Consider the following 22,948-nt stretch of genomic DNA (forward strand, 5'->3'; position numbering starts at 1 on the left):
CCGGTCGGCGCTCGCTTGCTGCCCGCTCCGTCCTTTGCCGCGCCCGCCGGGCGTAGATCGGTTGGATGGTCCCGCATGTGCTGCCACTCGCTGCGGGTGGGCGGTTGCGGTGGTGTTTGCCAGACATGCGGTGTGCTGCTCCCGGCCGTTGCGCCGGTCACGCCAGGCGGGCGGTGGCGCTTGATACCGGTCGCGCCACGGGAACCCGACGGGAGTCACTCACCGTGACCGTGATGGTGAGCGCATGAAGGCGCGTGGTACATCGATGCTGTTCCGACGACCTCTATCTACCACAAGAGCCGGTGACCGGGGTCCCTCGCTCACACGGAGTTCCGGCCGGCGGGCAGCGAGATCGCGCCGACCGGACGGGACGGCCCTGACAAGGCGGGGACGAGGACACGCGTACCGGGCAAGGAGGCCGGAAGCGAAACGCGGACCTTGACCACGAATGCTTTCCGGCCTCCACCCATGGACGTCAGTCACGCCGGTAGTAGTGGCCGTTGCTGTCGTCGAAGCGCCCGCTCCGGCGGCAGCAGCGACGGAAACCGCCGCCCGGTGCCGCACGGGCAGGGGTCGTTGCCACCGAGCTTCTCGATCAGCTCGGTGTCCTCCCCGACGACTCGCAGCCCCCGTTTGACCTGCGACTCGCTAGAGGGAACCCCCGGCGGCGCTTGCTGGTCGGCTCAAAAGGAGAAGTCGGTCTCGTCGTCGCGGTACATGATGGCCTCCCTCGTCGGCGGATCAATCGGTCAGACCGTAGTGGGCGCCGAACGGGCCCGCGACGCATTTACCGCGGTGGCCAGTTGCTCGGCCTGACGGCGGATCTCCGGGATCGCGGTGGTCTCCCAGAGGTGCCCGCGGCTCAGCGGGCCGATCACCCACAGGCCGGGCCCGGCTCGGCCGTCCGGGTCGGTGTCGAGGCCGAGCCGGTGCGGGCCGGGACGCAGCAGCCCTTCGTCGAGCAGGGCGCCGAGCAGGGGCCCGGGCGTGACGGGCGCCGGGGCGGGGCCGGTGCAGGCGACCACCGTCGCGTACCACTGTGGGGTCTCGTCGTTGATCGTGACGGTGAGGCCGCCGCCGGGACGGGGTTCGACGGAGCTGATCCGGCCGGCGCGGACGCGCAGGTCGCCGTCGCGGCGCAGCCGGTCGACGCGGGCGGCGATCGCGGGCGCCATGCGATGCCGGTGGATCTCCCAGAGGCGCTGGCAGTGGCGCAGGAAGCGGTCCTGGGCGGCGTGGTCGAGGCCGGCCCAGAGGTCGTCGGCGCGGCAGCGGACGGCGTCGACGACGGCGGTCCAGTCGGCGCCCGCGGTGACGGCGGCGCGCACGGCGCGCAGCAGCGGGGCCAGGTCGCGCGAGGCGGGCAGGTCCAGGTCGATCGGCGCGGGCGGCCGGTCCGGGTGGGCGAGCGGCAGCAGGCCGCGGCGGGAGATCAGATCCAGCGGGGTACGCCGTCCGCGCTCGCGCTCGGATCCGCGCTCACGCTCGGTGAGTGTGAGGGTGAGTGCGACGTCGATCGCCGTGAGGCCAGCGCCGATCAGCAGAACGGGCTGGTCGCGGGGTACGGCGTCGAGCGCCCCGGGCGCCCAGGGGTCGCCGATGTAGGCGCCGCTGTCGTACGCGGCGTCGCTGATGCCGAAAGGCCGGTGCGGCGGCGGGTTGCCGAGGGCGAGCACGACGTGGTCGGCGTAGGTGGCGGTACCGGTGTCGTCGAGGACGAGGTGCCCGTCGCCGTAGGGGCGTACCGCGGTGGCGGTGGCTCGCCGGTGGTCGAGCCGGCCGCTGCCGAGGGCGTGGGTGAACCGGTCGGCGAGGTAGGCGCCGTAGTGGGCGCGGGGCAGGAAGTCCGCCGGGTCCAGCGGCAGGCCGCGGGCGTGGCTCCAGCGGAGCAGGTGCTGGGGGTCGCCGGGGTCGGCGCTCATCGCGGCGGCACGGGAGTTGAGCAGGTGCCAGGGCCGGGCGGTGCCGTAGGCGACGCCGGGCCCCGGCGTCGTCCCTGGCTCGATCAGGATGATGCGGTGGTCGGGACATCGAATCAGGGCGCAGGCGGCGAGTACGCCGCTGGCGCCGCCGCCGATGATCACGACGGTGCCGGCGTGGGTGGCCGGATCGTTCGCCGCGCCCGTTCGGCGGATGACGGTGCTGGTCATGTACACGTCCTCCCGGTGGGGTCTGACCTGCTCCCAGCTAACCACATCTCCCATTGACTTAGTAGGCTTTGCCCCGGCGCGCCGCCCGGCGATTATTGACAATTGAATCAACGCTTTGTCGTTCGTTAATAGATGAGTCGTTATGCAAATAGGTGTTAACCGATGAGGTCTTTTGCCGACGGTCCTACGTGGATATCGTGATCAACGCTTTGAATTACGGGGGGTAATCAAAACACGACACATCGAAGCCCCCCTGCCATCATTCTGGAAGGACACCAGACGTTGTCTGAGACCCCGTTGTGGCTGCAGGGCCGCACCGCCGTGATCGAGGCCGCCGACCAGGCCGAGTGGCGCCACGGCACCCCCGACTACCACCTGTCGCACACCGTGATGCCCGGCCAGCGGACCACCGAGCACGCCCCCGGTTCCCTGGAGGCGATCGTCGAGTCCATCGTGCAGGTCTTCGAGATGGAGGTCTCGCACAAGAAGGACCCGTCCACCTGGGTCTCGATGGTGACCGAGCACTTCCGCACCAACGTGAACGGCGGCCCGTGGGCGTCCGCGCAGGACATCGCCGACACCGGCAGCTACAACGTGCTGGTCGGTGACAGCCCGTTCTACAAGCCGGAGTCGTTCGACGGCCAGCACGACGTCTTCCACGGCGCGTTCCCGAACGGCTTCTACTGGGAGGTCCTCGAGGTCCTCAGCCCGCCGCCGGTGGTCACCTTCAAGTGGCGGCACTGGGGCTCGTTCGACGGCGAGTACCACGGCCACCAGCCCAACGGCAAGACCATCGAGATGTACGGCCTGAGCGTCGCCAAGGTCGACGACGACCTCAAGCTGCTGGAGGTCGAGCACTACTACGACCCCAACCAGTTCCTCAGCAAGCTGACCGGCGGTTGCCCGGTCGCCCACTGACCCGGCGGGCCGGTGCCGTTTGCCGGCGGCACCGGCTACGTCGCGTTCAGCACCTCGATCAGTGGCAGCGGATTGATGTAGTCCCGGTACGACTCGATCAGCCCGTCCCGCACCCGGAAGACGGCGATGACCGTCTGCCGGAACGGCGCCCCGCTCGCCACCACGGTCCCCTCGACGTCGTACTCGGCGATGACCACTTCGGGATCGGTGGTCTCGTGGATCACCACGTTCCGGTACTCGTCGAACCTGATCAGGCCGTTCGCCCCGGCCAGGAACTCCCTGATCCGCGCCCGCCCCGTCATCCGCGCGGGCGCGCCCGGCGGCCGGAACGGCCACTCGATCCACCCGTCCGGCGCCATCAGCGCGGCGAGCGCCTCCCCGTCCTGTTCGCGCCCCGCCCGCAGCGCCTTCTCGACGATCCCGGTAGCGTTCATTCGACAACCGTAGGCGGCCGGGCTCAGTGGAAGTAGTGGCCGGCGGTGAGATCGTCGAGCAGGGTGGGGTGGGTGGGCTTCCATCCGCGCAGGGTGCGGGTGGCCTCACTGGACGCCGGGGCGTCGGCGGCGAAGAAGCGGCCGATCCAGCCGAAGTGCTCGTCCAGGTCGGTGGCCGGAATCGGGGCGACCGGCAGGTTCAGGCCATTACCGATGGCCTCGGCGATGCGGCGGGCCGGGATGCCCTCCTCGGCGGCGGCGTGCAGGACCGAGCCGGCCGGGGCGTCCTCGACGGCCAGGCGGATCAGCGTGGCGGCGTCCCGCACGTGGACGGCCGGCCAGCGGTTGGCGCCGTCCCCGGCGTACCCGGAAAGGTTCTTGGTCTTGGCGACCTGGACCAGCGTCGAGATGAAGCCGTGGTCGCCGGCGCCGTGGACGGTCGGCGCGAAGCGCACGACGATCGGGCGCACACCGGTGTCGGCGAGGGACAGCGCGACGGTGGCGTTGGCCGTCCGCGGGTGCAGGGTGGCGTCCGGGATGTCGCTCTCGGTGATGACCCGGCCGAACGCGACCCCGAGGGTTCCGGCGGCGATGAGCAGCGGATGACCGGTTCCGGCCAGGCCGGCGCCGAGCGCCTCGATGGCGGCCCGGTCGGTCGCGGCGGCTTCCGCCATGCGGGAGAAGTCGTGGTTGTAGCCGAGGTGGACGACGCCTTCGGAGTCGGCGGCGGCAGCGCGCAGGCCGTCGGTGTCGTCGATGTCGCCGCGGCGGACGTCTGCGCCGAGCGCGGCGATGCGGGCGGCCGAGGCGTCCGAGCGGGCCAGACCGACGACCTGGTGGCCGGCGGCGAGCAGTTCGGTGACGGCGGCGGAGCCGATCCAGCCGCTGGCGCCGGTGACGAGGATACGCATGTCGATCTCCAGGGGGTGTGATGTCACTTGATGACATCACGATAGCGCATGTGATGTCACTTGGTGACATGACTAGGATCACCGGCGTGGCACGTTGGGAGCCGGGCGCCGGCGGCCGTCTCGCGGAGGCGGCCATGCAGCTGTACGTGGAACGCGGCTACGACGAGACCACGGTGGCCGATATCGCCCAGCGGGCCGGGGTCACCGCGCGCACCTTCTTCCGTCACTTCGCCGACAAGCGCGAGGTGCTGTTCGCCGGTTCCGAGCCGCTGCGGGACGCCCTCGTACGAGCGGTGGCCGACGCCCCGGCCGCAGCGGCGCCGTTGACCGCGGTCGCCGCCGCCCTGGACGCGTCCACCGCCTTCCTGGGCCGCGACCACGCCCATTCCCGGCGCCGCCAGTCGATCATCGACGCCCACCCCGAACTCCAGGAACGCGAGCTGATCAAGATGGCCCGGCTGGGCGCGGCCGTGGCCGGCGGGCTGCGCGACCGTGGCGTGACCGATCCGGAGGCCACGCTCGCCGCCGAGGCCGGGATGGTGGTGCTGCGGGTGGCGTTCGAGCGGTGGGTCGCCGACGTCGAGCCGGGCGACCTGCGGGCGCTGATGCGCGAGACGATGGCCGCGCTGCGGGCTACCGCCGGAACTGCTGCGGCGTAGAACCGCGCTCCCGCTTGAACGCGACGGTGAAAGCGAACGCGTTGGCGTACCCCACCTGCCGGGCGATCGAGGCGATCGTCGCGTCGGTGTCCCGCAGGGCCCCGGCCGCCAGATCCAGCCGCCACTGCGTCAGATAGGTCATCGGCGGCTGCCCGACCAGCGTGGTGAACCGCCGCGCGAACGCCGCCCGGGACGCGCCGGTGGCGGCCGCCAGCGACGCGACCGTCCATGACCGGGCCGGATCGTCGTGCATGATCCGCAGCGCCGCGCCGACCAGCGGGTCGCCGTGCGCGCGGTACCAGCCGGGCGGGTCGGCGGCCGGGCGCGCGAACCAGCCCCGCAGCGCGGCGACCAGCGCCAGGTCCAGCAGCCGGTCGAGCACCACCTGTTGACCCGGTTCGTCCCGTTCCACCTCGGCGGAGAGCAGATCCATGATCGACGACTGGACGTGCTCGCGCTCCACGTGCACGACCCGCGGGAGCGCGGCCAGCAGGCGGCCGCTGACCGAACCGGAGACCTGGTAGGTGCCGCTGGCCAGCAGCGTCGCGCCGTCGCCGGGGCCGCCGAGCCGGGCCGCCAAGGTACGCGTCTTGGTGTCTGCGGTGATGTCGAAGCCGTCGGCGGTCATCAGGCGATTTTCCGGGTGCACGAAGACATCCGGACACGTGCCGGGATCGTCGGCCACCGTGTAGGGCTGCGGGCCCTGCACGATCGCCACGTCCCCGGTGCGCAGGAGCGTCGGTTCACCCTCGTCGGGCACGACCCACGCCTGTCCGCGCAGCGGGGCGGCCAGGGCCAGCGGCGCCCGGTCGACGATCCGCAGCCCCCACGGCGGGTCGAGGGTGGCCTGACAGAAGGCGGCGGTGTGCGCGCGTACCCCGCCTAAAAGGTCTCCCAGCGGATCCATGAGGCCGAAGCGTAGACGCTCAGACATGCGAACGATCCCAGCGGACATGGATCGTCTCACCCCTCGCCGAAAGACTGTAATCACCAATCGAGGGAGGCACACATGTTCGCTGTCACCGGGATCACCGGCCGCGTCGGCGGCGCGGCCGCGCAGGCGCTTCTCGCCGCGGGCGCGCCGGTCCGGGCCGTCGTCCGCAACCCCGCGTCGGCCCACCCCGGCGGAGACGTCGCGGTTTCCGACCTTTCTGATCGTACGGGTCTGAGCACCGCGTTCTCCGGTTGCCGCGGCGCGTTCGTGATGCTGCCGTTCACCGGCGGAGCCGAGCCCACCATGATCGAGGCGATCGCCGGCGCGGTGGCCGACAGTGGCGTGCCGCACGTGGTGATGCTGTCGTCGATCGGCGCCGACCTGCCCGACGGCACCGGCCCGATCCGCTGGCTGCACCGCCTGGAGCAGGCGCTGCACGCGACCGGCGCCCGGGTCACCGCGATCCGGTCGCCGCACTTCCAGGAGAAGGCCCTGGAGACCGGGGCCGTCGAGTCCGGCGTCTACCCGGTCTTCGCCGACTCGGCCGACGTGCCGCTGCCGATGGCCGCGACCGTCGACGTGGGCGCGGCCGCCGCACGGGCGCTGCTCACCCCGCCCGCCGCGAGCGAGGCCGTCGACCTGGAGGCGCCCGCCTACACCGAGCGGCAGGTCGCCGAGATCCTGGGCAAACTGCTCGGCCGGGAGCTCGCCGTGGTCACCGTCCCGCAGCCCGCCTGGCTCGGCGCGCTGACCGGCGCCGGGCTGCCCCCGGAACTCGCCTCCGAGCTGGCCGCCCTGTACGACGCCGACAACCGGGGCATTCTGCGGCCGTGCGGCGATCGCCGGGTGCGCTGCGTCACCGAACTGGAACAGACACTGCGGGGTCTGCTCGCACGATGAGTTCCCCCACCCTCAACTCTCGCCGGTGCGCGCCGATCGTGCGAATACGTCGGACATGGCAGAGGTGAGGGGAGGTCATGTGGCTGGGCCGTGGTGGTTGACGAGGTTCGCCGTACTGATGGCCGTCGCCGAGGTCGTGCTCATCGTGGCCGGGACCCGGGCCGCGTACCCGGTGCTGCTGGTCTGGGTCCCGGCCGTGGCCGGGCTCGCGGCCGCGGTCACCGCTTTCCGTGGCGCCGCGGTCCGTACCGGCGGCGACCTGCGCGCCTTCTGGCGGCGGGTGGCCGTGGCCATGGGCTTCGTGCTGCTGGCCGGGATCAGCCAGGCCATCGACGTCCTCACTCTGCCCTGGTCCGGGATGCCGCCGATCGGCACGCGCACCCTCTGCCTGTACGTGGTGGGCACCGTCCTGGCGATCACGGCGCTGCTGCGGTTGCCGGACGGCGGGCGCACCTGGCGTCAACTGCTCACGGCGGTGCTCGACGTCGCCGTGGTCGCGGTGACCGGCGGCATCGCCACGTCGCAGTACATCGGCTGGTTCATGAACCGCTTCGGGGTCAGCGAGTCGGCCTGGTGGCTGAACATCGCGATGATCGCGATCGCGGTGGCCGGCGCCGTGGTCGTCGTCAAGATCATGACCCTGCGGCGCAGCCCGATCCCCCGGGCCTCGCTCTGGTGGCTGGCCCCGATCGGGCTCGCCGGACCGCTGTCCACCCTGCTGATGACCGCGCTGCGGCCCTGGCCGCACCTCAACGGCAGCGCCGCCGTACTGCCGTTCGTCGGTCTGTTCGGCGCGCTCGCCGCCCACGCGCAGCACCGCCGGCTGGCCGCCGGCGGTGGCGGTTCCCCCTGGATCGCACACCCGTCGGCCGGCCGGCGCGGCAGCGCCGTGCCACTGGTCGCCACCGGCCTGATCAGCCTCCTGGTCGCCGTCGTCTTCCTGCGCACCGGGCACCTGAGCACGGTCCAGGTGGCCGGCACCACCATGCTGCTGCTGCTCGTGGTGGCCCGGCAGGCGATCGCGCTCGCCGAGAACAACAGCCTGCTCGACACGGTCGCCCGGCAGGCCATGCAGGACGAGCTGACCGGCCTGTTCAGCCGCCGCTACTTCACCGAGGCCGTCGCGTCCACCACCGGACCGCACACCGTGGTGCTGATCGACCTCAAAGAATTCCGGGCGATCAACGACGGCCTCGGACCGGCCGCCGGCGACGCGCTGCTCACCGCGTACGCCGAACGTCTCACCACCCTGGCCGGCCGCCACGCCGTGGTCGCCCGGCTCGGCGGCGACGAGTTCGGCCTCCTGCTGACCGCCGCACCCGACACCGTGGACCGGCTGCTCACGTCCGGCGCCGAGCCGCTGTCCGCCGCCGGTCACGAACTGCTGGTCGAGGTCTCCATCGGCGTCACGGACGGCGACGCCACCGACGCGGCCGACTCGTACCGGCGCGCCGAACTCGCGCTGCGCGAGGCGATGGCCGGCGCCGGCGGCCAGGTCGTCCGCTACGACGCCACCCTGGAACGGCAGCTCAGCCGCCGGGCGACCGTCGCCGCCGACCTGCGCCGGGGCCTGGCCGCGGGCGAATTCCACCTGCTCTACCAGCCGATCGTGAACCTGCCCGACGGCCGCCTGGTCGGCGTGGAATCGCTGGTCCGGTGGGGGGACATCTCGCCGGCCGGATTCATCCCCGTCGCCGAGGACACCGGCCTCATCGTCGAACTCGGTGCCTGGATCCTGGACACCGCGTGCGCACAGGCCGCCGAATGGCGACACCGGCACGGACCGGACGCGCTGCGCTCGGTCGCCGTCAACGTGTCGGCCCGGCAGCTGCTCGACCCGGCACTGCCCGAGATCGTGGCCGCCGCCCTGGCCCGGCACGACCTGCCGGCGCGACAGCTCACCATCGAGATCACCGAGACCGCCGTATTCGGTGGCGGCCGCGCCCTGGCCAGCGTCACCGCGCTCTCCGAGCTGGGCGTCAACATCGCCCTGGACGACTTCGGCACCGGCCACTCGTCGCTGGGCCTGCTGCGCACCTGCCCGGTCGACGCCATCAAGGTCGACAAGTCGTTCGTCGACGGCCTGGGCGGCAGCCCCCAGCAGGAGGCGATCGCGATCGCGCTGACCGGCATCGCCGAGACGATGGGCCTGCGCACCGTGGCCGAGGGCGTCGAAACCGCCGAACAGGCCCAGCGGCTGTACGAGCTGGGCTACCGCCAGGCGCAGGGCTTCCACTTCGCCCGCCCGCTGCCCGCCGAGGCCATCGACGAGATGCTGGGCGCCCAGCAGAACCGGATAGCCGCCTGAGACTCGCACGGTGCTCGGCATCCAGCGGGACCGGGCGGCCGCCTGAGACTCTCACGATGCTCGGCACGAAGCCGGACCGGGCGGCCGCCTGAGACTTTCGCCGGTGTGATTGCGTGGGCGCATGCTGCTCGATGATCAGGCCCTGCACGTGTCGTCGGTGGTCGCGAACAACGCGATGAACCGGGAACGGCAACTGTCCGGGGTGAACAGTTACGCCAAGGTGCTCGGGTTCGATCCGGTGGAACTGCTGGCCGGAACAGACCGTTCCTGGCTGGACCTGTGCTGCGGCAGCGGCCGGGCGCTGATCCAGGCCGCTGCCCGCCTCGACGAGGCCACGATCGTCGGGGTCGACCTGGTCGACGCGTTCGCGCCCGGCACCGGACCGGAACTGATCGCCGCGCCGGTCGAAACGTGGACCCCGGACCGAACGTTCGACCTGATCACCTGCGTGCACGGGCTGCACTACGTCGGGGACAAGCTCGGGATGCTCGTACGAATCCTGAAATGGCTGAAACCCGGCGGAAGGTTCGTCGCGGACCTGGACCTGACGAGCATCCGGATGACCGGCGGCCGCCCCGCCGGCCGGCGCCTGACCACACTGCTACGGGCAGCCGGGATCGAGTACGACGCCCGCCGTCACCGCATCAGCCGCACCGGCCCGCGCGAACTCGCCCTGCCGTACGTCTATCTCGGCGCGGACGACCGCGCCGGACCGAACTACACCGGCCAGCCAGCCGTCCACTCCTACTACCGATGACCGATACAGATCATGCGGATCACCCGCGCGACCCGGCGGAGTCGTAGGCGGCCCGCGCCGCGTCCACCGCTGGCAAATTGTCGGAGGCCCACGTCGACAGGTGCGCGAAGAGCGGCCCCAGACTGCGGCCCAGGTCACTGATCTCGTACTCCACCCGGGGCGGCACCTCCGGATAGTACGTCCGGGTGATCAGGCCGTCGCGTTCCAGCTGCCGCAGCCGCTGGGTCAGCACCTTGGGCGTGATCGACGGGATGCGGCGTTCCAGCATGACGAAACGCTGACGGCCGAACTCCTGCAACGCCCACAGAATCGGCGTCGTCCAGCGACTGAACACGATGTCGACCACCGGAGCGATCGGGCAGGCCTGTTCGGGATCTGTCCCATGCATCCTCACAGGATAGCCACTCTCCTCTAGGTACCTACTATTACCAGGAATGTAGCGTTCGGTCCGGCGTTGATCCATCGACGACAGGGAGCCGAACATGTACGCCATCACCGGAGCCACCGGCAACGTCGGGCGGCCGCTCACCCAAACCCTCGCCGCTGCCGGAGCCAAGGTTCGCGCAATCTCCCGGCACGCCCCGGAAACACCATCCATCGGGCCAACCCCTCCTGGGCCGCTCGCCACCAGGCCACTCGCCCCCGATGCGCTCCCCACCGGGGCGCTCACCACCGATGCGCTCCCCGCCGGGACGCTCGCCACCGGGGCGCTCGCCACCCAGATCGAACATCATCGCGCCGACCTCGCGGATCCGGAGAGCCTGCGGGAGGCGGTGTCCGGAGCGGAGGCGTTCTTTCTGCTGGTCTCCGGTGCCGGCGCGCACCTCGACATCCCGGCGATCGTCGACGTGGTCCGGGCGGGAGGCGTCCGCCGGATCGTGGCCCTCTCCTCGCAGGCAGCCGGAACCAGGCCCAACTCGGCATCGCACGCCCCACTGCGCGCGCTCGAGGACACCGTTCGCGGCTCCGGTCTGGAGTGGGTGCTGCTGCGGCCGGGAGGCTTCGTCTCCAACACCTTCGCCTGGGCCGAACAGGTACGCACGTCACGCACCGTCTCATCGCCTTTCGGCGATGTCGGCCTGCCGCTGGTCCATCTGGGCGACATCGCCGAGGTAGCCGCTGCGGCACTCCAGGATCAAAGACACGACAAGCAGGTGTACGCCCTGACCGGCCCGAAACTGATCAGCCCCCGACAGCGGGCAGCAGATCTCGCGGCCGCTCTGGGCGAGCCGGTCCGGTTCATCGACCAGCCGGTCGAGGAAGCCCGCGAACAAATGCTGACCTTCATGCCCCCACCAGTGGTCGACGGCACCTTGGACATCATCGGCGCCCCCACCCCCGAGGAACAGCAGATCAGCCAGGCCGTGGAACAGGTGTTAGGCCGCCCACCCCGCACCTTCGCCGACTGGCTGTCCACCAACATCGACGCCTTCCGCTGAACGGCGCCTCTCTCCCCTCAACAACGCCTGCCTACCACCCGACGAGGCTCATCGACCAACCGAACCCCCTCCCGGCGAAACCCGTCCCCCTCCCGGCGAAACCCGTCCCCACCCGACCGAAACCACCACCCCCGACGAAACTCATCCCCCGCCCAAGCAATCCACCACCCACCCGACGACACCCGTCCTCACAGGGCGGCAGGCACCGCCCGCCCGCTGCGATTGACCGGTTACCCGGCCGGGTCGGCGAACTCCTGCACACCGACGACCATCAGCAGAGCGAGCCGCTCGCGGGTCTCGTCGTCGGCCGGCGTGAACACGAGCAGCATCTGCCCCTGGTCGGGAGTCATCAGCGTCTCGCAGTCCATCCGCATCCAGCCCATCCGTGGATGGAGCAGCGTCTTGCGATCCGCCCGGCGCACCGCCACCTCGTGCTCGGCCCACCGGTAACGGAACTCGTCGGAGGCCGCCATCAACCGCTCGATCAGCCCGGTCACCTCCTCGTCCCCGGACCGCCGCCCGGCCGTCGCACGCAGGTCGGCCACCAACTGCCGGGCCTGCTGATCGTGCTCCTCGGGCGGATGGGCAGCGCGCGTCGCGGGCTCGGTGAACCAGCGATAGACCAGATAGCGGCGGTCACCGGTGCGACCACGCTGGTCACCCGCGAACAGCAGAGCCGCCCGATTCTGCGCGAGCACCTCCCCCAGGTCGGACATCACCAGCGCCGGGGTGTCACCGAGCAGGTCGAGCACGCGCAGCAGCCCGGCCCGCGCCAGGCGGGCCACCCCGGTGGCCGGTGGTGGCTGGTGCCCGGCCAGGTGGAACAGGTGGTCGCGCTCGTCGTCGGACAGGCGCAGCGCCCGGGCCAGCGCGACCAGCAGTTGCGTCGACGGCTGGCTGCTGCGGCCCTGCTCCAGGCGCACCACGTAGTCGACGGACATCCCGGCGAGCATCGCCACCTCCTCGCGGCGCAGCCCGACGGTCCGGCGGATGCCGCTGTCGGACAGGCCCACCTCGGTGGGACGGATCGCCGCGCGGCGGCGGCGCAGGAAGTCGGCGAGTTGCTCACGTTGCATGACGTCCATGCTGCTCCCCGCCTTTGCACGTAGCCAGGGAGCGCTTATCCCAGGCTCAACGCTCCGCTTTTCGTACACCGACCCGCCCCGCACTGTGGAGAGCACACCGACGAGCGAGAGGCACCACGATGCGGAAACCGAAACTGGGGCTGGGCGCGATGGGCATGTCGGAGGTCTACGGGCCGGCCGACCGCGGCGAGTCCATCGCCACGGTGCACGCGGCGCTGGACGCCGGGGTGACCGTGATCGACACCGGCGACTTCTACGGCATGGGCCACAACGAGTTGCTGCTGGCCGAGGCGCTGCGCGGCCGTCCACGGGAGAGCTATCAGCTCAGCGTCAAGTTCGGTCATCTGCGCGGGCCGGGGCCGGTGTTCGGCGGGATGGACGGGCGACCGGAGGCGGTGCGCAACTTCCTGGCCTATTCGCTGACCCGGCTGGGCGTCGACCACATCGACATCTACCGTCCGGCCCGGCTCGACCCGGCGGTGCCGATCGAGGAGACGGTCGGCGCGATCAAGGAGATGGTCGACGCCGGCTACGTCCGCGAGATCGGGCTCTCCGAGGTGACCGCGGAGACAGTCCGGCGGGCGCACGCCGTGCACCCGATCGCCGACCTGCAGATCGAGTTCTCGCTGCTGTCCCGGGCCGTGGAGGCGGAGATCCTGCCGACGTTGCGGGAGCTGGGCATCGCGATGACGGCGTATGGAGTGCTCGGCCGCGGCCTGCTCTCCGGCCGCTGGCGTGCCGGGCAGCCGACGGCGCCCGACGACATGCGCGGCACGAGTCCCCGGTTCGCCGACGGCAACGTGCAGCACAACCTGGCTCTCGTCGAGGACCTGCGACGGGTCGCCGACGCCAAGGGCTGCACCGTGGCGCAGCTGGCCATCGCCTGGGTGGCCGGGCAGGGCGCCGACATCCTCCCGTTGGTCGGCGCCCGCAGCCGGGAGCGGTTGTCCGAGGCTCTGGCAGCACTGGAGGTGAGGCTGGACGCCACGGATCTCGCCGAGATCGAGAAGTCGGTGCCGGTGGGCGCGGCCCGCGGCGACCGCTACCCGACGGCGTTCATGTCCAACCTGGGCACCGACAGCTGACAGCCGTCAGTCCAGCAGATCGGAGAGGGTCAGATGGGCCACCTGACGGGCGTTCGGCAGGCCGCGTTCGGCGACCATCCGGCCGATGGACGTGATGGTGCCGCGGGCGGAGACGCCGCGGCTCACCTCCTCCAGTTCCTCTTTGAGCCGGGCGGCGACCCGTTTCTGGTCAGTGTGCGTGAGGTCGGCGCAGGTGTAGACGAGAGCGAGCAGCTCCCGGCGGAGGCGGTCCAGCCGTTCGGTCTCCCCACGGGCGGCCGCCTCCCTGGCCGCCTGGAACAGCTCGTCCAGCTGCGGGAAGATCCAGTCGTCCCGGTTCCGGGTCGCCTGGATCTCGATCAGCAGATAGTCGAGGCCGTCGAGCGGGGCGCCGTGGTGAGTCAGCCGCCCGTCGGCGTAGGCCAGGCCGTTGACGTCGAAGGCGGCGGCCGGCGTGTTGATCACGACGATGTGCCCGGGGCGGAGCGCGCCAGTCGCACTGTCGGCGGCGTAGTCCTTGTCGAGGACCAGCACCGGCCCGGAGCCGGCGTCCTCGATCGCCGCCTCGACCCGGTCGATGCCCTTGGCGAGTTGCTCGCCCAGACCCGCCACCGAGGCCAGCGCGGGCGCGGCTGCCGAGGTAAGGGCACCGATCACCTCCATCGCCAGGCGCAACGAGTCGTTCGCCTTGATCGCGTAGAGGCAGGCCTGCACCGACACGGTCCCGCCGGAATAGGGAAACCAGCCGGTCAGCGCACCGGAGCGGACGCCCTGCGCCTCCTGGCCGGGTTCCGCCTGCCACACCGTGGACCGAACACCCCGCAGCCCGTCCGGCCGCGTCATGGCAACCGAGGCGCGCAGCGCGGGCAGTACGTCGGCGCCCTGGCGGCGGGCCTCCGCGATGAACAGGTCGCCGATCCACAACCGAAGGTAGCTGTCCCGCGGCACCGGTTCGGCGCTGGCTGTCGGCAGAAAGTGGTAGACCATGTGCTCGGCATCGCGGCTCCACCAGTGCCGAACGCGGTCACGAAGGTTATCCAGTGCCGTCATCGGGTTCTCCTCTCAGAAATAGGACGACTTGTCCTCTGCTCGGTTCGGTGCTGTCCCGGGCGCTGTCGGCCAGCGCCATCAGGTCCATGGCGCGGGGGCGGCCGGGCCGGTCGTTCAAGTCGGCGGCCCGGTCGGCGATCCGGTCGGCGACCTCCGGCGACGGCTGGGGCAGCAGCAGCAGGTTGCGGACACCGGCGGCCATGCATCGCACGGCCAGGCGCAGCGCGTCGATGTCCCGCACGTTGGCCGGTTCCTCACCCACCGGCGTAGTGGTACGCAGCACGATGGCGCAGGCGTTCAGCCGGGCCATATCGGCGGGGGTCATGATCTGCCGAGTGACCTGGTCGACGAAGCGGACCTCAGAGTGGTTCCGCCCGACCCCACCTTCCAGAACCCGTACCGGCGGGCCATCGGGGCGGCCTTCGGACGGCGCCGCCGGGACGGCCGCCACGCCCAGCGGCCACGCCCGGTACCAGCGCGGCATCACGGCATCGTCGGGCAGGCCGAGCCGCTCGGTGATCTCGGCCTCCCAGAAGCGCACCTGGTCGCCGAGTTGCAGGACCAGCCGCCACAGCCGGGGCGGATTCTCCCCGGCCATGGCCCGCATCGAGGCCGACAGGTCCGGCACCGCGTCGCCGGCCCCCATCCGGACGGCCCCGAACGGGCCCATTCCGGCGGCGCCACGCCAGCGTTCCCGGCCGGTGCTGAGCACCAGCTTGCGGGGCCGCGGCAGCACCTGCACGGTCAGCCGTGGGATCCGGCGGAACCGGGCCTGCATGGCGACCAGCGACAGCCGCAGACGGTCCGAGCCGTCCAGCCGGGGCACGACGAACTTCGCGCCGCCCCGGTCCGCGACGGTCTCGGCCACGGCACCGAACCTGGTGGGGTACAGCTCGACCGACCGGACGGCGGGGGCGGTCGGTGGCCCGTGGCCGGAGCGCCCGGCCAGCGCGGTGATCGCCACCCGTAGCCGGATCAGCCACCCGAACCACGGATGGTCCGGGTCCGGCGGGGCGCCGGTCAGCGCCGCCCATTCCGGCAACTCGCCACCGAGATGCTCCCGCATCCGGGTGTAGGCGATGTTCAGCCCGAGTACCAGCGAGCGAGTGGTGAGGTCGCTGTGGTCGGCGCCCCCGTGCACGTGGGCCAGCGCCGCCAGGGTCGCGGCCTGGAAGGCGAGCACCGGGCTGCGCGACTCGCTGAGCCCGGCGGCCAGGTTGAGCAGCGGCTTCGCGCCCACCGGGTCGCGCAGGGCCCGCTGCTCGCCGAGTTCCAGCGCCGCGACGGCCACGAAGAGCGGCGGATGAGCCGGATTGGCCTCACGGAACCGGTCCAGCTTCGCCGGGGTGGCCACGGCCAGCTCCAGGTGCATGGCGTCCAGCGGGGCAGCCGCCACCGGATCATCCGGTTCGGCGGTGGGCAGCACCCGTACCCGCGCCAGCGTCTGCTCGGCGTCGGCGCCCGCACCGCCCGCGGCGGCCTCCCGCAGATCGGCGACGAGCAGTTCCCGCAGGCCGGGGCCGACAGGGCCGGGCTGCTCGGGCAGCGGTGGGAGGGTGACCGTCGCGGTCCGCGGGTCGACGCTGAGCGCCTGCCAATGGTGGTGCCAGCGAACGATCGATTCGCGCGCCGACCCGGGTGGCGGTGGCGTCCCGTCGGTCAGCGCCCGGGCCGCCCACTCCCTGCCGGCCAGGTCGGGTGCGGCCTGCTCGGGCAGGCCGGCCGGCAGGGTGCGGCGCATCCGGCGGCTCAGCCACAGCAGCCCGGCGGCGGCCGACCGGGTGGCCTCCTCGTCACCCTGTTCGTGCGCCCGTCCGAGGGCGCTGTCCAGCATCCGCTGCGCGCTGCCGATGTCGCCGAGCACCAGGTAGGCGTAGCCCAGGCTCTGGAACAGCGGCGGAATGAGCCGGTGCACCCGCAGCCGGGGAACGGCCCGATCGGTGGGGCCGGCCAGCGGACGCAGACGGTCGAGGTGGTCGCGGGCCACCGTCCCGTGACCGAGCCGCAGATGCAGGCAGACCGACAGCAGCCGGTCGCTGTCCACCGTCGCCGATCGAGCCTCAGCGTCGCGTTCCCACTGCTGCAAGGGCAGTTCCCGCAACGGCGCCCCGCTCAGGTAGGCACGTGCGGCCAGGTGCAGGTTGAGCCGGATCAGGACGCTCGGCGGGGCGATCCAGTCCGGCCACGGGTCGACACCCACCGGCGCCTCGCGTGCCGCCCGGTCCAGGTCGCGGACGTCCAGCGGATGCTCGGGCCCGCCCTGGGTGAGGCGGTACACGGCGAGCCGTGCGCAGATGGTGGTCACCGGGTCGGTGTCGACGGGCAGCCAGTCGTGCACGGCGGCGGCGATCGGCTCCAGACGGGGTCCGGCCTCCGTGACCTCGGCGATCGCTTCGATGACCGCGACCACCCCACCGGTCAGACGGCGCTCGTGCTCGAGGGTGTCGCGGATCAGCGTGGTGGTTTCCGCGACCGCGTCCGGGGCGGCCATGGCTTCCCGAGCGGTGGCCGCCAGGACGCCCAGCCGGGCACGCAGCCGCAGCCGTTCGGCGGCCCACCCGGTACGGTCGCCGACGAGACGCAGCACGGCCCGCCATTCCCCGGCCCGGTCGAATGCGGCGCCGGAGCGTGCCGCCACCGCGACGGCGGTGGCCCGGACGGCCGCGAGGAGCAGATCGTCGGGCGGCTCGGTGCCCTCCGGCTCGCCGTCCCGGCGCCGCCCCTCGGGGATCTTCGCCTCGGCCAGGGCGCCCAGCACCCGCGGACAGAGCCGGCTCATCCAGGCCCAGTCACCCGCTGTGCCCATCCGTGCCTCCAGTCGCTCCCACAGCCGGACGGCGACGACCGGTGCGGCGAGCCGGATCGCGGAGACCACGTTGGCGACGCTGAGCTGCTCCAGCGGCCGGGTCTCCAGTTGCGCGCCCAGCGCCACGGCGAGGTTGCGGCGGACCGTGGCGAGCTTCTCCTCGGCCAGCCCGTGCGCCCAGACCCGCAGCAGCGGCAGCATCGAGGCGTGCACCTCGAGGACCTGGCCCTCACCCGCCGGGTCGGGGCGCGCGTCGATCCAGTCCTGTCGGGCGAACTCCGCGATCACCGCCTCGACATCGCTCTGGTCGCGGATCACCGACTCCAGCGTCCGGCCATCGAAGGTCCCGAGCAGGGCGACCGCCGGCAGCGCGCCGACCGACCAGCGCTGGGTCAGCCGTCCCACGATGCGCTCCTGGACGTACGCCGACCGCCCCGACAACCGCAACTGCTCGTCGGTGATGTCCTTCTCGGAGGCCCACCACTGGCGGTAGAGGCGTACGTCGAACGGGCTGAACCGTCGGCCGGAGCGGTCCGGTGGCTCGGCGTGCTCGGGCGAGAGGGTCAGGATCGCCTCGACCAGCGACGCCGGCATGACCACCCCGTCGTCGGGGCGGGTCAGGTAGCGGGTCGCCTCTTCCTCGTTGAACCCGCGTGCCCGGACGGTACGCATGCTCACCCCGGAGCCGGGCTCCATCGGGCGGCGGCCGCACAGAAGCACCCGCACGCTGGGCAGCCCTCGGTGCACCGCTGCCAGCACCTCGAAGGTCGCCGCCACGGCCGCATCCGGGGCGCCGGCCGGGTCGGCGCGGGACAGTTCCTCACAGGTGTCGAGGATCAGCAGGACCCGGCCGGACAGCTCGGTCAGGAACCGGACGAAGGCCCGCAACGCGTCAGCGGTGGCCACGACACCGGCCGGTCCGGTCGCCTCATCGGCGACGTACGCCAGCCGGTAGAACTCGGCCCGGGCCTCCTCTGCGGCGCCGGTTCGCACCTCGGACGCCAGCTCGTGGGCGAACTCGGTCAGCAGGTGGGCCGGCCGCCGTGCCGGGTACTCCGGGCTGAGCAGGTCGAAGTCCACCCGCCCCACGGTGATCTGGGGCAGGCCGGTGTGCTCGGCGAAGTCACCGGACGCGACGTACCGGACGAACGAGGTCTTGCCGGTCCCGCCCGTACCGATCAGATGCATCGCCCACTCCCGGCCGTCGCCGTTGAGCAACGTGCGCAGCTCGGCGGTCCACGCGGAGCGTGGTTGATACTCGCGAAGCGAGTGCCGGTCGTGTGCCCGCCGGTTGGCCAGGCGCACCAGCCGCCGTGCCGCCTCCACCGCCTCACCGAAGGCGGGCCGCGCCACCGGTTCGAAGATCTCCGCAGCGGTGATGTGCGCTTGCGCCTCGGACACGTGGTAGGAACGGCACAGCTCACGGACCCGGTCGAGGAACCGCCGCTCCGGATGCCCGGCACCGTCCGTGATCGCCAGGTCGATCCAGTTGCGCATCACCGGATCCAGCGGGACGTCCAGGTCGAGGGCCTGGAGCCGGCCGGCGATCAGGCGTGCCTCGGCGGCCAGGGCCGGCCCGCCCAGCATGCTCACCGCCGCCTCCAGCACGGCCCGCCGCTGCGCCGTGGTGTGCCAGAACTCGGTGAGCCAGAGCTGGTCCGGCTTCAACGTCCCGTTGCGCTGCGCCACACCCCGCTGCTCCCAGTGGTGGACGAGTTCACCGAGTCGGTCGAAGTAGTCCTGCTCGTCGCCGGGGTCGGCCGCCGGGAAGCCGGTGGCCAGCGCCGACTCGCCGGTCCAGGACGGGGCCAGCGCCAGCCACAGTGCCGGGTCGTGGGCCGCGGCGGTCACACCGGGCTCCCCGACGCCGGATAGTGCTCCAGGACGGCGTCGTCGTTGTCTTCCTCGAGGACCTTCTGCGACATCCCGGCGCGGGTGATCGAGGCCATCAGCTTCGCCGAATAGATCTCGCTGGTTCCACTGGTCTGCTCCCGTACCAGCTCCGCCCACTCGCCCTCCCGGTCGGCAACCACCGTGAGCGGCCGGGTGTGCCGGCCGTCGAGGGTCGGCAGTCGATGCATGAGCAGCCATCGCCAGGCGGCCGCCACGAAGTCCGGGTGCCCCTCCGGGGTCATCTGCTGGAACAGCATGACCGCCGCGGTACGCGCCCAGGCCTGATCCCGCAACGCCCTTGTCAGGCGCGACTCCCCACCGGCCGACCGGGTCCGCGGGTCCTTGGTGAAGACGACCACCGGGATCTTGTCACGGGACTCGCGGTCGATGTTCTCGGCGGACACCCCGCGAGAGGACAGCAGGCTCCCCAGCTGCACGAACAGGTGCGGCACCTCCTGCGGGTCGTCGAGCAGCAGAATCGGTCGGCCGGACGCCGGGAACAGACCCGGGTACGCCTTCTGCGCCGCGGTCGCCATGGCCAGCAGGTCCTCCCGGATCCACGCGGCCAGCTCGTCGACGAAACCCTCCGGGTCCTCGGCCCCGAGCGCCGGGCGGAGCCGTTTCGCGCGCACCGCCGTGCACTGGCGGCGCGGCGGCAGCATCGCGTCGACCTTCTCCCGGCCGGCCTCGTCCTCGATGCCGGTCAGGATGGCGCTGGTGAAGTCGACGTCGAGGTCGAGCTCGGCCCGGGTGGCGCAGATCGCGCAGAGCACGTCGATGGCGAGCTGGGCGGCGTTGCGCGGTTCCCGTCCCGGGGAGAAGGTGACGTTGCACGGGATGTGGCCGGCCCGCAGCGAGGCTCCGGCCAGCTCCCGCAGCAGCCGGGTGCCACCCGGACGGGCGTCCGCGCCGGGCCCCTCGGCGACCAGCACGGCAAGCTGGTCACGCGGGTCGAGCAGATGGTCCAACAGGTCGAAGAACTCGTCGCGGGCGTGGAAGACGGGCGCGCACACCGGGCCCAGCCGAAGCAGGAACTCCCGCAGTTCCCGGGTCTCCCGGTCGTCGATGACCCGGAAGTCGGCCGGTACGTCGGTGGCCATGAAGACGGCCGGCAGCGCCCAGTCGATCTCGCCGCCGTGCAGCCGGGAGAAGGCCAGCCGCCGGGCCTCGGCCGTCGCGAGGTGGAGCGGCTTGCCCTTGACCACGGCGGCCGCGAACGCGCGGGCGAACGTACGGCACGCGGTGTTGGAGATCCGGCCGGTCATGGAGACGACGATCGGCACCCCGGCGTCGACCAGCTCGGCGGCGATCGCGGCGCTGCCCGGCCGGGTGCTGCCACTCTCGCAGGCGCTGAGGATCACCATGAGGGGCAGCGTGCCGGCCGCCCGCATCGCACCCGCGAGCGCCCGGGCATTGACGTGGTCGACGTCGTCGGTGTGCGCCGTGCCGGGTTCCGCCCGCAGCTGCACGGTGTTCTCGGCCAGTTCCGGGTGCCACGAGCCGTGCGCGATCAGGTGCAGGACGTGCGGCCGGACGTCACCGCAGGCACGTTCCAGCCCGTCCAGCGTGATCTGCGCCCGTACCCGGAAGTCGATCAGCGAGCAGGTCCGGTCGTACCCCCGGATGATGGTCATCACCTCGGTGCCGGCCCGCACCTGCGGATCGTGCAGCTCGCTGCCGACCGCGAAGAGCATTCGCGCGGTCCCGGTCACCGGGCGGACCTCCCGGTCCTCCTCGCCGGGACGGGTGGCGATCCCGCGGACGATCATGACGGGGTGCGACGGGTCCTGTGCGAGGAACTCGCCGTCGTCGTCCGGGTCGTGCAGCAGCTCCCAGGTCAGTCGATGCAGGTCGGCGTCGTCCGGCGGAAACCGCAGTTCCAGTTCCTCCGGGTGTGTTCCCGCGCCGGACAGCAGCTCCCATCCCTGCTGGCCGAGCAGGGTCTGGAACAGGAAGCGACCGTACGCCCGGGTGGTGGCCAGAGTGGGCGTGTCCTCGGCCAGGCTCCCGGTGAGCCGCAGCAGGATGTCCAGCTCGTCGTCGGTGGCGGACGGCCACCATCGGCCCGTCTCGTCCGGGCGCGCCGGCATCCTCCTGGTCAGCTCGGCGCCGTCCACCGCGGTCACACGCACCGGCCAGTGCGGGACGCCGGTGCCGGCCCGGCGTTCCACGGTCACGATCGCCCTCACCAGGCGTCGCTCCGCAGATCGTCCAGCACCTGCCTCGTCACCGCCGCGGCCTGCCGCTGCGGCCGGACGCCGACGTGACGGACGCTCTTCGGCCGGCTCTGCGGCAGGACCCGCAGCAGCCGCCGACGCAGCCGTTCGCGATCTTCGGCCCCGCCCGGCCCGGCCGTGGTGCGCCGCCATGCCATGGTGCCGCCCGCGACACAGAGCCGGGCCGACTCCGGCGCCGTCCCGGCCGCCGGCTCGGTCGCACCCAGCAGCGCATCACGCCACCGCCGGGCGGTCCGCTCCCAGTCACGGCTACGGACACCGATCTCGCGCAGCGTCGTGCCGCCGAACCGGATGCCGAGCAGCGCGCCGGCAATCGTCTCGGCGCGGGCCGCGTGCCCGGCGAACGGCGACCCGGCCAGCAGCGCCCGGTCGGCGGCCGGCACCACACCGGCCAGGCCGATCCCGGCGACCACCGCGTCGGCGACGCACCACCGCAACGCCGGCGGCGGGTAGCGGATGTCCGGCCTCAGCAGGGTGTCGGGCGTGCCCCGCTCCAGCTCCATCACCGACCACATGGGCGCGGTCCCCTTGGTGACCGCCGCGGTGGCGTCGGCGAACAGTTCCATCGCCCAGTTCCGCCACTCCCGCTGTTCGGCGTCGCCCGCGCCGGCCCGGGCCGCCGCCGCACCGAGGACCTCCGGCGGTGACCCGGAGCCGTCGTCGTCCTCGCCCACCTCGGCCGCGACCTGGTGCCCGCACTCGTGGGCGAGGACGACCAGCCACCATGGGCGGCGGGTGACGGTCGACGGCAGCGCGATCGTGGACAGCGGCATCATCGTCGTCCACCTGGCCAGCACCGGCTCGGCCGGGACGCACAGGTCCAGCGGTACCTCGTAACGGGCGGTGGACACGGCCGTGTCGATCGGGGCCACATGCGGCAGCGGGGTCGGCGGCCGGGTCGCGGCGTCCGGGAACAGGGCCTGCCAGGTGCTGTGGACGATCTCGTCCGCGGCGGCCAGCGTCGGCCGGTAGTCGTCGTGGTGCCGCTGGTCGAGGCGGTCGCCGTACCAGCGCCAGAACCGCCGCAGCAAGGCGGTCCGGTGGTCGGCGCGGCGGCACTGTTCGTAGAGCTCGCCGCCCGTCGCTCCGGTCGTCTGTTCGAGCAGATCGTGGCGCACCTGTGCGATCCCGGTTTCGGCTATCTCCGCCAGCAACGACATCTGGTCGAGATATTGACCCTGCGGGCCGAGCTGCCGGGCGGAAACCGCCCATTCGGCAACGTCGTCGCGGAACTCGTCGAGATCTGAAATCGATTCCTCAAGCCGGAACCGGATGGCTGCCTGCTGCACGCCGGCCACGATAAGGCCCTGTACGTGTGATGTTGACGGCCTGTTTGTCCGTCGTTCCGGGGCTTGCCGAACGTTCCCCTCTATGGGTTAGACATTCCGGCCGGAAAGGTTGTC

General features: G+C 72.1%; 17 protein-coding genes. 7 read left to right on the forward strand and 10 right to left on the reverse strand.

Annotated elements, in window-relative coordinates:
- Nucleotides 1-749 precede the first annotated feature (749 nt).
- Nucleotides 750-2,150, reverse strand: a complete 1,401-nt coding sequence (locus BJ964_RS39420; protein WP_188125420.1) for an FAD/NAD(P)-binding protein — start codon at nucleotides 2,148-2,150, stop codon at nucleotides 750-752.
- Between the two features lie 282 nt (nucleotides 2,151-2,432).
- Here BJ964_RS39420 and BJ964_RS39425 point away from each other — a divergent pair, with 282 nt between their 5' ends.
- Entirely contained in the window at nucleotides 2,433-3,068 is a 636-nt protein-coding gene (locus tag BJ964_RS39425) for a nuclear transport factor 2 family protein (RefSeq protein WP_188125421.1), read from the forward strand.
- Nucleotides 3,069-3,103: 35 nt separating this feature from the next.
- Here the strand turns inward: BJ964_RS39425 and BJ964_RS39430 are convergent, their stop codons facing one another.
- Together BJ964_RS39430 and BJ964_RS39435 are read right to left on the reverse strand one after the other, a co-directional pair.
- Nucleotides 3,104-3,502: a nuclear transport factor 2 family protein gene (locus tag BJ964_RS39430; RefSeq protein WP_188125422.1), complete on the reverse strand. Its 399-nt coding sequence runs from the start codon at nucleotides 3,500-3,502 to the stop codon at nucleotides 3,104-3,106.
- Between the two features lie 23 nt (nucleotides 3,503-3,525).
- Nucleotides 3,526-4,413 carry an SDR family oxidoreductase gene (locus tag BJ964_RS39435; protein WP_188125423.1) on the reverse strand — a complete coding sequence of 296 codons (888 nt, stop codon included), beginning with the start codon at nucleotides 4,411-4,413 and terminating at the stop codon, nucleotides 3,526-3,528.
- A gap of 86 nt (nucleotides 4,414-4,499) precedes the next feature.
- On the opposite strand from BJ964_RS39435, the gene BJ964_RS39440 reads away from it, so the two are divergent.
- Nucleotides 4,500-5,072 (forward strand): TetR/AcrR family transcriptional regulator, encoded by a 573-nt coding sequence (locus BJ964_RS39440; RefSeq protein WP_188125424.1) that lies wholly within the window; start codon nucleotides 4,500-4,502, stop codon nucleotides 5,070-5,072.
- Here BJ964_RS39440 and BJ964_RS39445 read toward each other — a convergent pair.
- Nucleotides 5,047-5,979, reverse strand: coding sequence for an AraC family transcriptional regulator (locus tag BJ964_RS39445; RefSeq protein WP_188125425.1), 933 nt, complete (start codon nucleotides 5,977-5,979; stop codon nucleotides 5,047-5,049). The two genes, BJ964_RS39440 and BJ964_RS39445, sit on opposite strands and share 26 nt — an antisense overlap.
- 102 nt (nucleotides 5,980-6,081) lie before the next feature.
- Between BJ964_RS39445 and BJ964_RS39450 the strand changes: the two genes are divergently transcribed.
- The 3 genes from BJ964_RS39450 (at nucleotide 6,082) to BJ964_RS39460 (ending at nucleotide 9,971) form a co-directional block, all read left to right on the forward strand.
- Nucleotides 6,082-6,906: an NmrA family NAD(P)-binding protein gene (locus BJ964_RS39450; protein WP_188125426.1), complete on the forward strand. Its 825-nt coding sequence runs from the start codon at nucleotides 6,082-6,084 to the stop codon at nucleotides 6,904-6,906.
- Nucleotides 6,907-6,985: 79 nt separating this feature from the next.
- The gene (locus BJ964_RS39455) at nucleotides 6,986-9,214 is read left to right on the forward strand and encodes a putative bifunctional diguanylate cyclase/phosphodiesterase (protein WP_229806951.1); all 2,229 of its coding nucleotides are present in this window, start codon (nucleotides 6,986-6,988) and stop codon (nucleotides 9,212-9,214) included.
- 121 nt (nucleotides 9,215-9,335) lie between these two features.
- Nucleotides 9,336-9,971, forward strand: a complete 636-nt coding sequence (locus tag BJ964_RS39460; RefSeq protein WP_188125428.1) for a class I SAM-dependent methyltransferase — start codon at nucleotides 9,336-9,338, stop codon at nucleotides 9,969-9,971.
- A 19-nt stretch (nucleotides 9,972-9,990) separates the two neighbouring features.
- Here the strand turns inward: BJ964_RS39460 and BJ964_RS39465 are convergent, their stop codons facing one another.
- Nucleotides 9,991-10,359, reverse strand: coding sequence for a winged helix-turn-helix transcriptional regulator (locus BJ964_RS39465; protein WP_188125429.1), 369 nt, complete (start codon nucleotides 10,357-10,359; stop codon nucleotides 9,991-9,993).
- 94 nt (nucleotides 10,360-10,453) lie between these two features.
- On the opposite strand from BJ964_RS39465, the gene BJ964_RS39470 reads away from it, so the two are divergent.
- A complete protein-coding gene (locus BJ964_RS39470; RefSeq protein ID WP_188125430.1) occupies nucleotides 10,454-11,410 on the forward strand; it encodes an SDR family oxidoreductase in 957 nt (318 codons plus the stop codon).
- Between the two features lie 230 nt (nucleotides 11,411-11,640).
- Here BJ964_RS39470 and BJ964_RS39475 read toward each other — a convergent pair whose 3' ends face one another.
- Entirely contained in the window at nucleotides 11,641-12,486 is an 846-nt protein-coding gene (locus BJ964_RS39475) for a helix-turn-helix transcriptional regulator (RefSeq protein ID WP_188125431.1), read from the reverse strand.
- Between the two features lie 128 nt (nucleotides 12,487-12,614).
- Between BJ964_RS39475 and BJ964_RS39480 the strand changes: the two genes are divergently transcribed.
- Nucleotides 12,615-13,580 (forward strand): aldo/keto reductase, encoded by a 966-nt coding sequence (locus BJ964_RS39480; RefSeq protein ID WP_188125432.1) that lies wholly within the window; start codon nucleotides 12,615-12,617, stop codon nucleotides 13,578-13,580.
- A gap of 6 nt (nucleotides 13,581-13,586) precedes the next feature.
- Here the strand turns inward: BJ964_RS39480 and BJ964_RS39485 are convergent, their stop codons facing one another.
- The 4 genes from BJ964_RS39485 to BJ964_RS39500 are packed head-to-tail and all read right to left on the reverse strand — an operon-like array spanning nucleotide 13,587 to nucleotide 22,834.
- Nucleotides 13,587-14,609: a hypothetical protein gene (locus BJ964_RS39485; protein ID WP_188125433.1), complete on the reverse strand. Its 1,023-nt coding sequence runs from the start codon at nucleotides 14,607-14,609 to the stop codon at nucleotides 13,587-13,589.
- Nucleotides 14,593-19,266 (reverse strand): hypothetical protein, encoded by a 4,674-nt coding sequence (locus tag BJ964_RS39490; protein WP_188125434.1) that lies wholly within the window; start codon nucleotides 19,264-19,266, stop codon nucleotides 14,593-14,595. Before BJ964_RS39490 ends, BJ964_RS39485 begins: the two co-directional genes overlap by 17 nt.
- Entirely contained in the window at nucleotides 19,263-21,497 is a 2,235-nt protein-coding gene (locus tag BJ964_RS39495) for a CHAT domain-containing protein (RefSeq protein ID WP_188125435.1), read from the reverse strand. The genes BJ964_RS39490 and BJ964_RS39495 overlap by 4 nt, the downstream gene beginning before the upstream one ends.
- Nucleotides 21,494-22,834: a hypothetical protein gene (locus BJ964_RS39500; protein WP_188125436.1), complete on the reverse strand. Its 1,341-nt coding sequence runs from the start codon at nucleotides 22,832-22,834 to the stop codon at nucleotides 21,494-21,496. The genes BJ964_RS39495 and BJ964_RS39500 overlap by 4 nt, the downstream gene beginning before the upstream one ends.
- Between the last annotated feature and the right edge of the window lie 114 nt (nucleotides 22,835-22,948).

The organism is Actinoplanes lobatus, assembly GCF_014205215.1.
GTDB lineage: Bacteria > Actinomycetota > Actinomycetes > Mycobacteriales > Micromonosporaceae > Actinoplanes > Actinoplanes lobatus.

Coding starts and splice junctions, on each gene's coding strand:
- BJ964_RS39420 (WP_188125420.1), bottom strand. CDS start 2,150: ATGACCAGCACCGTCATCCGCCGAACGGGCGCGGCGAACGATCCGGCC.
- BJ964_RS39430 (WP_188125422.1), bottom strand. CDS start 3,502: ATGAACGCTACCGGGATCGTCGAGAAGGCGCTGCGGGCGGGGCGCGAA.
- BJ964_RS39435 (WP_188125423.1), bottom strand. CDS start 4,413: ATGCGTATCCTCGTCACCGGCGCCAGCGGCTGGATCGGCTCCGCCGCC.
- BJ964_RS39445 (WP_188125425.1), bottom strand. CDS start 5,979: ATGGATCCGCTGGGAGACCTTTTAGGCGGGGTACGCGCGCACACCGCC.
- BJ964_RS39450 (WP_188125426.1), top strand. CDS start 6,082: ATGTTCGCTGTCACCGGGATCACCGGCCGCGTCGGCGGCGCGGCCGCG.
- BJ964_RS39460 (WP_188125428.1), top strand. CDS start 9,336: ATGCTGCTCGATGATCAGGCCCTGCACGTGTCGTCGGTGGTCGCGAAC.
- BJ964_RS39465 (WP_188125429.1), bottom strand. CDS start 10,359: ATGCATGGGACAGATCCCGAACAGGCCTGCCCGATCGCTCCGGTGGTC.
- BJ964_RS39470 (WP_188125430.1), top strand. CDS start 10,454: ATGTACGCCATCACCGGAGCCACCGGCAACGTCGGGCGGCCGCTCACC.
- BJ964_RS39475 (WP_188125431.1), bottom strand. CDS start 12,486: ATGCAACGTGAGCAACTCGCCGACTTCCTGCGCCGCCGCCGCGCGGCG.
- BJ964_RS39480 (WP_188125432.1), top strand. CDS start 12,615: ATGCGGAAACCGAAACTGGGGCTGGGCGCGATGGGCATGTCGGAGGTC.
- BJ964_RS39485 (WP_188125433.1), bottom strand. CDS start 14,609: ATGACGGCACTGGATAACCTTCGTGACCGCGTTCGGCACTGGTGGAGC.